Origin of the sequence: Paraburkholderia adhaesiva (assembly GCF_021390575.1) — a bacterium.
Taxonomy (GTDB): domain Bacteria; phylum Pseudomonadota; class Gammaproteobacteria; order Burkholderiales; family Burkholderiaceae; genus Paraburkholderia; species Paraburkholderia adhaesiva.
The window spans coordinates 714,589-726,184 of the sequence record NZ_JAJEJQ010000001.1 but is presented as its reverse complement, the minus strand read 5'-3'; the positions used below and the strand labels follow the sequence as shown (position 1 = coordinate 726,184).

10 protein-coding genes are annotated in these 11,596 nt (G+C 61.7%); 5 read left to right on the top strand and 5 right to left on the bottom strand.

What is annotated here, in order from left to right; all coding sequences use genetic code 11:
• Nucleotides 1-125 precede the first annotated feature (125 nt).
• The 5 genes from L0U80_RS03270 to cysC all read left to right on the top strand — a co-directional run bounded on the left by L0U80_RS03270 (nucleotide 126) and on the right by cysC (nucleotide 5,259).
• Nucleotides 126-1,388, top strand: a complete 1,263-nt coding sequence (locus L0U80_RS03270) for an oligosaccharide flippase family protein (protein ID WP_233862494.1) — start codon at nucleotides 126-128, stop codon at nucleotides 1,386-1,388.
• The gene (locus L0U80_RS03265) at nucleotides 1,385-2,206 is read left to right on the top strand and encodes a glycosyltransferase (protein WP_233862492.1); all 822 of its coding nucleotides are present in this window, start codon (nucleotides 1,385-1,387) and stop codon (nucleotides 2,204-2,206) included. Before L0U80_RS03270 ends, L0U80_RS03265 begins: the two co-directional genes overlap by 4 nt.
• A 21-nt stretch (nucleotides 2,207-2,227) precedes the next feature.
• Nucleotides 2,228-3,388 (top strand): glycosyltransferase family 4 protein, encoded by a 1,161-nt coding sequence (locus L0U80_RS03260; protein WP_233862490.1) that lies wholly within the window; start codon nucleotides 2,228-2,230, stop codon nucleotides 3,386-3,388.
• 36 nt (nucleotides 3,389-3,424) lie between these two features.
• On the top strand, nucleotides 3,425-4,453 hold the full coding sequence (gene galE / locus L0U80_RS03255; protein WP_233862488.1) for a UDP-glucose 4-epimerase GalE: 1,029 nt from the start codon (nucleotides 3,425-3,427) through the stop codon (nucleotides 4,451-4,453).
• A gap of 191 nt (nucleotides 4,454-4,644) precedes the next feature.
• A complete protein-coding gene (gene cysC / locus L0U80_RS03250; protein ID WP_233862486.1) occupies nucleotides 4,645-5,259 on the top strand; it encodes an adenylyl-sulfate kinase in 615 nt (204 codons plus the stop codon).
• A gap of 155 nt (nucleotides 5,260-5,414) precedes the next feature.
• Here cysC and L0U80_RS03245 read toward each other — a convergent pair whose 3' ends face one another.
• The 5 genes from L0U80_RS03245 to gmd form a co-directional block, all read right to left on the bottom strand.
• Nucleotides 5,415-7,298 carry a polysaccharide biosynthesis protein gene (locus L0U80_RS03245; protein ID WP_233862485.1) on the bottom strand — a complete coding sequence of 628 codons (1,884 nt, stop codon included), beginning with the start codon at nucleotides 7,296-7,298 and terminating at the stop codon, nucleotides 5,415-5,417.
• A complete protein-coding gene (locus L0U80_RS03240; RefSeq protein ID WP_233862484.1) occupies nucleotides 7,298-8,338 on the bottom strand; it encodes an MraY family glycosyltransferase in 1,041 nt (346 codons plus the stop codon). Before L0U80_RS03240 ends, L0U80_RS03245 begins: the two co-directional genes overlap by 1 nt.
• Before the next feature lie 7 nt (nucleotides 8,339-8,345).
• Nucleotides 8,346-9,305 (bottom strand): UDP-glucose 4-epimerase family protein, encoded by a 960-nt coding sequence (locus L0U80_RS03235; protein ID WP_233862483.1) that lies wholly within the window; start codon nucleotides 9,303-9,305, stop codon nucleotides 8,346-8,348.
• Nucleotides 9,306-9,497: 192 nt separating this feature from the next.
• Nucleotides 9,498-10,439, bottom strand: coding sequence for a GDP-L-fucose synthase (fcl, locus tag L0U80_RS03230; protein ID WP_233865621.1), 942 nt, complete (start codon nucleotides 10,437-10,439; stop codon nucleotides 9,498-9,500).
• Nucleotides 10,439-11,554 (bottom strand): GDP-mannose 4,6-dehydratase, encoded by a 1,116-nt coding sequence (gene gmd / locus L0U80_RS03225; RefSeq protein ID WP_233865620.1) that lies wholly within the window; start codon nucleotides 11,552-11,554, stop codon nucleotides 10,439-10,441. The genes fcl and gmd overlap by 1 nt, the downstream gene beginning before the upstream one ends.
• Between the last annotated feature and the right edge of the window lie 42 nt (nucleotides 11,555-11,596).

Below are 11,596 nucleotides of genomic sequence, written 5' to 3'. Positions count from 1 at the left end.
CCTGAACGTCAGGCGCTTATTTTAATGCCTGGCCATTTTCTACCGTCGGGAAAATCAATGATGCCTGCGCGGCGCCTGCCGTGCGCGGCGCCTGCCCGCCCGGCCGGGACTTGCGCCGCCCGCCCATGCTGAGCCTCAAGCGCTACGCCAACCCCGACGTCGCCCGCGCATTTGCGAACATCATGTGGCTCGGCCTCGAACGGGTCACGCAGATCGCGGTCGCCATTGCGATCAGCGGCGTGCTGGCGCGCTATTTCGGCCCAGATGTATTCGGCAAGTGGCAGTACGCCAACACGCTGCTACTCGTCCTCGCGCCCATCACCTGGGTCTGCGGCGCGGAAATCCTCGTCCCGACCATCGTCAACCGGCCGCCGCAGGATCTGGGCACAGTGCTCGGCAGCGCGTTCGCGTTGCGCATCGGCGTGTCCGTGGCGGCGCTCCTCGTCACCTGGGCCGGCATCGCAATGGGCGCAACCGACCCGCTCGTCGGCGCCATGCTCGCCGGGCTCGCGGTCACGATGCTGTTTCGCGAGCCTTTCGTCGGCGTCATCAATGCCTGGCTGCAGAGCATGACCTACAGCAAGCCGCAGTTGCTGACGAGCATGATGACGGCCATCGTCAAGGCGATCCTCGTCTGGCTGCTCGCACGCGCGGCGTTCGGGCCCGCGAGCTTCGGCTGGCTGTGGGCGCTTGAATCGGCGGTGATCGGCGCGGTCCTCGTGCTCTACTTCCGGCGCCGTCACGACGGCAAGCTCGGCTGGCGCGTCGACCATGCGCTGTTCAAGCACTTCGCCACCGCGGGCACGGTGTTCTGGCTCGGTCTGATCTGCATGTACCTGTTCCTGAAGCTCGACCGCCTGATGCTCGAACGCGCCATCTCGTTCGCGGATCTCGGCCGCTATTCGGCCGCGCAGCAGCTCAACGAAAACTGGATCACCCTCGCGTTGATGCTCGCGCAGACGATCGCGCCCGCGTTCGTCTATCGCGTGCAACAGACCGCGCAACTCCGCCGCAATCTGCTGCGGCTCTTCGCCATGACCGCCGTGCTGATGGTGTCGGGCGCCGCCGTACTCGACGCGCTCGCGGGCTTTATCATCGGCCACGTCTTCGGGCCGGATTTTGAGGAGGCGACGGGCATCTTCCGTTGGGCCGTATGGCTTTCCGTGCCTGCGGGAATCGAGGCGATCGGCAACCTTGTCTTGCTCAAGTACCAGGCGAAATTCGTGCTGCTCACCAAGTGGCTGCTCGCGCTCGCGGTGGCCTTCGTCGTGAATCTCGTCGCCATTGGACGCTACGGCGCGTATGGTGCGCTCGCAGGACTCGCGGCAGGCTATGTCGCCGCCGCGTGCGTGAACTTCTATTACATCCGCTTCAAGCTCGCTTCATGACGAATTCCATCGAATGCGCCGCGCGTGAGGGTGCGCTCGCCGACGTCGCCGTACTGATGCCCGCGTATAACGGCCAGGCCGACGTCGAACGCACGCTGGCTTCGTTCAAGGAGGACGCGCCGGTCTACACGCTCATCGTCGATGACGGCAGCACGCCGCCGATCGTCGCACCCGACGTGCCGGGCATGCACATCGAGATCCTGCGCATGCCGAAGAACGGCGGCATCGAGCGCGCGCTCGAAGCGGGCATCGACGCGCTCGCCGAACGGGGTTTTCGTTACGCCGCACGCATCGATGCGGGGGATCTCGCCTTCGCGCATCGGCTTGCGACACAGCGCGCGCGCATGGAGGTGTCGCCAAAGCTCGCGGCACTCGGCATGTGGACGCAGGTTGTGAATCGCGCGGGGGAGCCGCTCTTCATGCTCAGGCCGGCTGCGGAACCGGCGCGACTGCGGCGCGAGCGGCTGTTGCGCTCGCCCATGGCCCATCCATCGGTGATGCTGCGCGTGGATGCCGTCAAGGCGGTGGGCAACTATCGGGCGAAGTATCCCGCAGCCGAGGACCTCGACCTGTTTCTGCGGCTGATGAAGCACTACGACTGCGCCAATCTGCCGGAACCCGGCCTCTATTACGAACTGAACGAAGGCGGCATCAGTGCAACGAAGCGGCGGCGGCAGATCGTCTCCACGCTGCGCCTGCAACTGGTGCACTTCAACGTGCTCAACTGGCGCGACTGGGCCGGGGTCGCCAAAAGCCTCCTGCACTTCATTACGCCGTATCGCGCGTTGCAGCGCGTAAAGCGCGTGCTGCTCGCCTGAACCAACCCCGACTGCACCACTGTGAAAACCTCTGCCGCTTTGGCCGCCCGACCCGCATCATCGCTGCACGTCGCCCTCGTCTGCAACACCGCCTGGGCGATCTACACCTATCGGCAAGGCTTGCTGCGCGCACTGACCGACGCCGGCGCGCAGGTCACGGTTATCGCACCGCGCGACCGCACCTTCGAGCCACTCGCCGAGATGGGCTGCCGCTGCGTCGAACTCCCGGTCGCATCGAAGGGCACGAATCCCGTCGATGATCTTGGCACGCTACGCGCGCTCCATCGCCACTATCGGGCGCTCAAGCCGGATGTCGTGTTCCATTACACGATCAAGCCGAACATCTATGGATCGATCGCTGCATGGCTTGCGCGCGTGCCGTCGGTCGCGGTGACGACCGGGCTCGGCTATGTGTTCATCCAGAAGAGCCGCGCCGCGCAGGTCGCGAAGCTGCTCTATCGTTTCGCGTTCCGCTTCCCGCGCGAAGTCTGGTTTCTCAATCACGACGACGAAGCGGCATTCAGGGAGCGAAATCTGCTCGCCCATCCCGACCGCGCGCGGTTGTTGCACGGTGAAGGTGTAGACCTCGAACAGTTCGCCTTCACGGCGCTGCCCGAACGCGACAGCTTTTCGTTCGTGCTGATCGGTCGGCTGCTGTGGGACAAGGGCGTCGGCGAATATGTCGAAGCCGCTCGCACACTACGTGCGAAGTACCCGCATGCGCGCTTTCAGTTGCTCGGGCCGGTAGGCGTCGATAATCCGAGCGCGATCTCTCGCGAAGAAGTGGCCGCATGGGAGCGCGAAGGCGTGATCGAATATCTCGGTGAAACCGCCGACGTGCGTCCGTTCATTGCCGATGCTGACTGCGTCGTGCTGCCTTCTTACCGCGAGGGCGTGCCGCGCACGCTGATGGAAGCGAGTGCGATGGGCCGCCCCATTGTCGCGACGGACGTGCCGGGTTGCCGCGAGGTCGTCGAAAACGGGGTCAACGGGCTGCTCTGCGATGCGCGCAGCGCGACGTCGCTCGCGCAACAACTCACGCGGATGCTCGAACTCGATCAGGGCGAGCGTCAGGCGATGGCCGAGCGCGGCCGGAAAAAAATCGAGAAAGAATTCGATGAGCGTGTTGTGGTACAACGCTACCGGACACTCGTTCGCCAGCTCACTGGCGTAACGTTCTGAGTGAACAACACCCTGTTCTGAATCTGGAAATACAGTATGACGACGACTTCGCGAGGCACCATCCTGGTCACGGGCGGCGCGGGCTACATTGGCTCGCATACGTGTCTTGAACTGCTGAACAGCGGCTACGAGGTCATCGCAGCGGATAACCTCACCAACAGTCATCGCGAATCGCTCGAGCGCGTAAAACAGATCACCGGCAAGCCGATTACGTTCTACGAAATCGACGTGTGCAACGAGACCGCGCTGGACCGCATCTTCGAAGCGCATGCGATCACGGGCGTGATTCACTTTGCAGCGCTCAAGGCCGTGGGCGAGTCGGTCGCGAAGCCGATCGAGTACTACCGCAACAATGTCGATGGCTTGCTCGTCGTGCTCGACGTCATGCGCAGGCACGGCGTGAAGCAATTCGTGTTCAGTTCATCGGCGACCGTGTACGGCGTGCCTGAGCGCTCGCCTATCGACGAAACATTTCCGCTCTCGGCCACGAACCCCTACGGCCAGTCCAAGGTCATCGCCGAGCAGATCCTGCGCGATGTCACCCTGGCGGATCCGTCGTGGCGTATTGCGGTGCTGCGCTATTTCAACCCCGTCGGCGCGCACGAAAGCGGGCTGATCGGCGAAGACCCCGCGGGCGTTCCGAACAACCTGATGCCGTACGTGGCGCAAGTGGCCGTTGGCAAGCTCGCGAAGCTGCGCGTGTTCGGCAACGACTACCCGACGCCGGACGGCACAGGCGTGCGGGACTATATCCACGTGGTCGATCTGGCGCGCGGGCATCTGGCGGCACTCGATGCCCTCGTGAAGCGCGATTCGGGATTTGTCGTGAATCTCGGCACCGGGCGCGGATATAGCGTGCTCGAAGTCGTGAAGGCTTTCGAGCAGGCGTCGGGCCGGCCCGTGCCTTACGAGATCGTCGCGCGACGGCCCGGCGACATCGGCGAATGCTATGCCAACGCCGCGCTGGCTCAAAGCCTGCTTGGCTGGGAAGCGCAGTTTGGAATCGAACGCATGTGCCAGGATCACTGGCGATGGCAGGAAAAAAATCCGCGCGGGTTTGCGTGACTGGCTTGCGTAAAGCGTAGCGCATAACGACTCGCTGCGAAGTCCCCTCGCCTGCGATTCCGGCCCCGTAGGCCGCCGCTTTAAAAGCCTACAAAGATTGTTTCTGATTATTACGTCGGAGTTACAGCCGTGTGCTGCAAAGCTAGAATGGGCTTTCGGTTGGGTAGCCTTCACCACGGGGAAACGGAAGCGTGGAATCGGACAAATCGGCTGGAATCGTTATCTGGCTCACGGGCATGTCGGGGGCTGGAAAATCGACAATTGCCCGCGCCCTCGTTGCAAGAATGCAAACCTTGGATATCCGTTCGACCCTGCTGGACGGCGATGTCCTCCGCACGGGACTCAACGCCGACCTCGGCTTCAGCAACGAGGACCGAACGGAAAACCTGCGACGCGTCGCGCATGTGGCGGCGCTCTTCAGAAACGAGGGGTTTATCGCCGTCACGGCGACGATCTCGCCGGAGCCCGAGCATCGCGCAGTTGCACGGCGCATCGTAGGTGCCGAGTCGTTCGTCGAAGTGTTCGTCGACACGCCCCTTCACCTCTGTGAGATGCGCGATCCGAAGGGCCTGTACAAGCGGGCTCGCCGCGGAGAGATACCAGCGTTCACCGGCGTTGGCGCGGCGTACCATCCGCCGGTCGACCCCGATCTTGTCCTCCGGACACAGAACGCCAGTGCCGATGAATGCGCGCAGCAAATCATCGATTACCTGATCGTTGCTCGACAGTTCGAATCGAAACAGAAGCTACGCGATAGCCTGCCAAGCGGAATGCAACACGCGCGGTCAGTCGCCGGTCGCCACTAGGACGCGTCGGCACGCCCCACGAACGACCGGTTTCTGCCGCTGATCCAGCAACACGCCATCTGCCGGAAACACGCGGCAATGGAGCCTGTACTGCAGCCCAGACGTCGTCGAAGCGCAAGCGCCGCAACGAAGCGCGCTTCGCGATTCCCGCAGCTTCACCTGACCACACGTACCTGGGGCGCGCTTACGTCCTTGAGCGTCGGCACAATCGCCGGTTGATACTCGGGTACCCAACGCCGCAGATCGCGGCGCACCTCGTCGTCTCCCGGCACGCGATGCTGCATGAGCCACGGCAGCAACTCGTCGATCAGGTTTTCCGGCACCTCGCGCGCGCGCGCGATCCGCAGCTTCGGATGCGGCGTATGTGTGGTCGTTTCGGCGTCGGTGAGCAGTTCTTCGTAGAGTTTCTCGCCGGGGCGCAACCCCGTGAATTCGATGCGGATCTGCTCCTGGGTGAAACCATACAGACGGATCAGGTCGCGCGCGAGATCGACGATTTTGACCGGCTGGCCCATGTCGAGAATAAAAATTTCGCCGCCATTCCCCATGCTCGACGCCTGCAGCACGAGTTGTGACGCCTCTGGAATCGTCATGAAAAAACGCGTGATTTCCGGGTGAGTGACCGTGACCGGTCCGCCCTTCGCAATCTGCTGCTGGAACTTCGGAATCACGCTGCCCGCGCTGCCGAGCACGTTGCCAAAGCGCACGGTCTCGAACTGCGTGCGTTCGCTCGTCTGCTGCAGCGCCTGGCAAGCCATTTCTGCGAGGCGCTTGCTCGCGCCCATCACATTCGTCGGATTAACGGCCTTGTCGGTCGAGATCAACACGAAGTGGCCGACCTGGTGCTTGATCGCCGCCTGCGCCACGCGATACGTGCCAAGCACGTTGTTGCGAATCGCCTGCCAGGCATTCACTTGTTCCATCAGCGGCACATGCTTGTATGCCGCCGCATGGAATACGATGTGCGGCGTGTAGCGCGCCATGATCTGATCGAGCAGCAGCGCGTCCTTTGCATCGCCGACGATCGGCACAACCGCAAGATCCGGAAAGCGCTCGCGGATCTCCTCGGTCAGCCGGTACATCGCGTATTCGGACACGTCGAGCGCAACCAGTTGCACCGGCGAGAATCGCAGGATCTGCCGACACAGTTCGGAGCCGATCGAGCCGCCCGCGCCGGTCACCATGACGACGCGTCCGCCGAGGAGCGCTTCGACATGAGGCGTGTCGATCGTCACTTCGTCGCGGCCGAGCAAGTCCTCGAGATCGATCTGCCGGACCTGGGACAAGAAACCCTGGCCCGGCATCAGCGCGGTCAGCGACGGCAACACCATCGCCTTCATACCAGCGCGCACGCAGAGGGTCGCGGCCCGGCGCTGCACCTCAACCGACGCTGTCGGCAACGCGATGATCGCGTACTCGACCTTCAGCGTATCGGCCCACTGCGCGAGGTCGTCGAGCGAACCGAGCACTTTGTAGCCGTAAACTTCGCGACCGTGCTTCATGACGTCGTCATCCAGCAGGCCAACGAGACGCCATTCTCCCGAGTGCGACAGTTCGCGTGCGAGGTTCGCGCCGGCCGTACCTGCGCCGATCACTAGTACCGGCTTGCCCTGCCCGACGAGACCGCCGTACAGGTAGAACTCCTTGGACGCCCGATACAGCGCACGCGCGCCACCCATCATGAGAAACAGCAGCAGCGGAGAAACCACGAGAACCGAGCGTGGCGTAATCGGCGCGGGCTGAATCATCACGGACGCCACCATGGCGACGATCGCACCGGTGATGACCGCCTTCGAAATACGCATCATGTCGGGCAGACTGGCGAATACCCACATGCCCCGGTAGAGGCCAAAGATGCGGAACATCACGCCATAGACCGGCAAGACCCAGACAAGGGAATGCAAGGCGCTTTGTCTGAAGTCGAGCGGGACCGAGCCGTTGAACCGAACGACGTATGCGGCGAGCCACGAGGCAGCAACTGCACACAAATCAAACAGGAAAGCGCTGAACGATAGCCAGTTGCCTTTGTTTCTTGTCATCAGCGTCGCACCTCAGAGGACTGTTCGATTGGTCTTGCTTGAAAATGCCGCCACCGAAGATCGACGGCAACACCGATGAGGCAAAGAACGATAGTCCACCCAATCACGACCCACCACTGGACTGCCGGAGAAAGCCCACGTGCGGTATAGGCAAGCGCTATGCCCGCCGCCATCACCGCATACCCTATCCACGCGGTTCCGGTGTGCCCCAGACCGGAGCGCACCATACGCTGGTAATAGTGTTCCCTATGTGCCTGCCAGAACTTCTCGCCGCGAACGAGTCGCTTGAGCAACGTAATCGAGGCATCAGCTATAAAAGGAGAAAATACTACTGCCGGAAACCAGATGGGCCAGACGTGTCCAATCCACCCCCAATAGCCGAAGGCGCCTGCGAGAAAGCCTAGTGGAATCGAACCCGCGTCGCCGAGAAAGATCCTCGCTGGATGCACGTTGAACAGCAGAAAACCAGCGGCGGCACCCGCCACAGCGGCACACGCATAGGCCAACGGCACATCGGGCTGTGCACCCGTCAGCGCGGCGATGGCGTACCCGGAAAATCCGAACAGCGCCATGCCGCCCGCAAGGCCATCAGAGCCGTCCATAAAGTTGTACAAATTGACAAGCCAGACAAGCAAAAACGCCACAGGTGCCAAAGCCCACCAACTCATGCCGCCCGGATAAACCGCTAGAAGCGCTACCGCCGCTGCGACATGGCAACCGAAACGCACGCGAGCCGGAAGACCGCTACGGTCGTCGATCAGCGACAGAATTGCGAGCAGGACAGCGGCCAGCGCAGGCAGCCATAGCGCCGGTGCGAAACACCAGATCAGCAGGGCCGAAACCGGCACGACACCCCAACCGCCAACGCGTGGAGTCGGACGAGTGTGAAGCGAGCGGTCGTTCGGAATATCGGTTGCAAGGCGCCAGGCCATACCGGTCCGAAGCAGGGTCCACAGAACCACGGCGCTAATGCATAGCGAAAGGACCGCGCACAAAAGCACGCCATTCACTGGGCCGAGGGACGAAAGCGCGTATTGCATGGCGAGCTCAGTATGCCGAGCGGTACCAGGCGGCCGTCTTCGACAGTCCTTGCTCAACCGGATATGGCGGATTCCAGCCCAGCACCTCACGCGCGCGTGTGCAATCCAGCCGCAGATTCCCGATCAAGCGCTCGACCTGTGCCGAACGTCCGGTCAAACCACCTGCCAGGCGAAGCCACGAAGCCGGGACAGGGACGAGACGTTGCGGCGCACCCAATTGCGCAGCCAACGTTCGCGCGAGCTCCGTAACGGACAGATCAAGACTATCGGCGACGTGAAAGATCTTGCCCGGGGCAGATGGGTTCGTTGCGCACTCGATCAGCACGGATGAAAGGTTCTCCACGTAAATCAGGCTGCGACGAGCGGCGATCGCACCTAGCGGTAACGGAATCCCTCTCGCGATTGCGCGCATGAGTTGAAGGAAGTTCGCACGAACGCCCGGCCCATACACAAGCGGCGGACGGACGATCACGATCTCCATGCCCGTTTCCTCGCCGAAACTCAAAAGCGCACTTTCCGCTTCGAGCTTGGAAATACCATACGGATCGGTCGGACCTGGCTCGTCGGACTCACGCAACGGCCGGCCGGGGTCGCTGTCGCCCAGCGCCTTGATGCTGCTCACGAAGACGAAACGACGAACGCCCGCCGCGTGCGCAGCACTCGCGACGCGCAGTGAACCATCAACGTTGGTCTTGCGGTATGCCGCCAACGGGTCGACCTCCGTGTCGTGCATCAGATGTACGCGCGCGGCGAGATGGATTACTGCATCGCATTTCTGATCTCGCCGCAAGGCAGCCTCCACGTCGACAAAATCGTCGCCGGCAATGACCCGTTCGTGCACGCCCTGACCGGCAGTTTGAGGACGCCTCACCAGCCCAATGACGCTGCCGCCGCGTTCAATGACAGCAGTTGAGACGGCGCGGCCCACGAAACCGCTCGCACCAGAGACGACAACGGACAAGGTCATGACTGTGAGTTAGCGAGTTGGACAGCACGGATCAGGAATGCACGATGCATTTTTCCGGGCGCGGGCGTCGTGCTACCGCAGACCGACGAACGGACACCATTCGTCCATTGACGCGCGACGCGAGGCAACTGGCAAATGCTGACGTCGCCGCCTCGTCGGGGCGACGCACAGTAGCGCACATCGACAGCGCAGTCAGCTTTCGGGCCTGCTCAGAAAGTCCGCGTAAGCCTGCGCAATTCCATCGCGCAGTGCGGTCCTGGCCTGCCAGCCGAGATCGCGCATCCGGGCTACGTTCAGCAGCTTGCGCGGCGTACCGTCGGGCTTGCTCGCATCAAATACGATCCTGCCTTCGAAGCCCACCACGCTCATGATCGTCTCGGCCAGTTCGCGAATCGTCACATCTTCGCCCGTACCAACGTTGAAGAGCCCCTCGTTGACGCCGGCCTCCATCAGAAATACGCAGGCATCTGCGAGGTCGTCGACGAACAGGAATTCACGCATCGGCCGACCCGAACCCCATACATTCAGTTCATGCTCCCCACGTATCTTTGCTTCATGCGTTTTGCGGATCAACGCGGGTAACACGTGACTGTTATTCAGGTCATAGTTGTCGTTGGCGCCGTAGAGATTGGTCGGCATCACCGAGATATAACGCCGCCCATACTGGCGGTTGTAGCTCTCGCACATTTTCACCCCGGCAATCTTGGCAATCGCATAGGGCTCGTTTGTAGGCTCGAGCGGCCCCGTCAGGAGATACTCCTCCTTGATAGGCTGCGGACAGTCGCGCGGGTAGATGCAGCTCGAGCCGAGAAAACACAATCGCTCGACACCCGCCCGGTGCGCCCCGTTAATGACATTGGTCTCGACCGCGAGGTTTTCATAGATGAAATCTGCGCCATAGGTGTTGTTGGCGTAGATGCCACCCACCTTGGCTGCGGCGACGAAGATATATTCGGGCCGCTCCGACTCGAGGAAATCACGAACGGCCGCTTGATCGAGAAGATCCAGTTCTGCGCGGGTACGAGTCAGAAGATTTGTGTAACCCTTCGACAGGAGGTTGCGCACCAATGCCGAGCCAACCATCCCGCGATGGCCAGCCACATAGATTTTCGCGTTTTTCGCAAGACTATCCATCATTCGTGCCCAACTGAAACGGCGAATCCGACGCTCTTCAACAAGGCATGCTGCCTGGCCTTGTCGAGGTCATGAGCGACCATTTCCGCGACCATCTCGTCCAGGGTGATCCGGGGCACCCAGCCAAGCTTGTTCTTCGCCTTGCTCGGGTCGCCAAGCAGGGTTTCAACTTCCGACGGCCGGAAATATCGCGGATCGATTTTGACCACGACGTCGCCGATCTCGACCGCCGGCGCCTTTTCTCCTGTGATCGCACTCACCCGCCCTTGCTCGTTGACTCCATCGCCCTCCCACGCCAGCACAATGCCAAGCTGTGCGGCAGCCTTGCTGATAAAGGTCCGCACGCTGTATTGAACGCCTGTGGCAATCACGAAGTCCTCGGGCTTGTCCTGCTGCAACATAAGCCACTGCATTTCAACGTAGTCTTTTGCGTGTCCCCAATCGCGCAAAGCATCGAGGTTGCCCATGAACAGGCAATTTTCGAGGCCCTGCGCAATGTTGGCCAAACCGCGCGTGATCTTGCGCGTGACAAACGTTTCACCGCGGCGCGCAGATTCATGGTTGAAGAGGACGCCGTTACACGCGTAAAGACCGTAGGCCTCCCGGTAGTTCACGGTGATCCAGTACGCGTACAGCTTGGCGACCGCGTAGGGTGAACGGGGGTAGAAGGGGGTCGTCTCCTTCTGGGGCGTTTCCTGCACGAGGCCGTAGAGCTCTGAGGTGCTGGCCTGGTAGAAGCGGGTCTTTTTCTCGAGGCCAAGGAAGCGGATGCCCTCGAGCAGACGCAGCGCGCCGATCGCGTCGACATCCGCCGTGTACTCGGGCGCCTCAAAACTCACCGCGACGTGCGACTGCGCGCCGAGATTGTAGACTTCGTCCGGCTGAACTTCCCGAAGAATGCGGATCAGGTTTGACGTGTCGGACAGGTCACCGTAATGCAACTTGAGTCGCTGGTGCTCCACGTGCGGATCTTCATAGATATGATCAATGCGGCCTGTATTGAACTGCGACGCGCGCCGCTTGATGCCGTGGACTTCGTAGCCCTTCTCGAGCAGAAACTCCGCCAGATATGAACCATCCTGCCCCGTGATCCCGGTAATCAACGCCTTTTTCATGTCGGACATCCCGTAGAAATCAGATTATTGAAATGGGTTCAA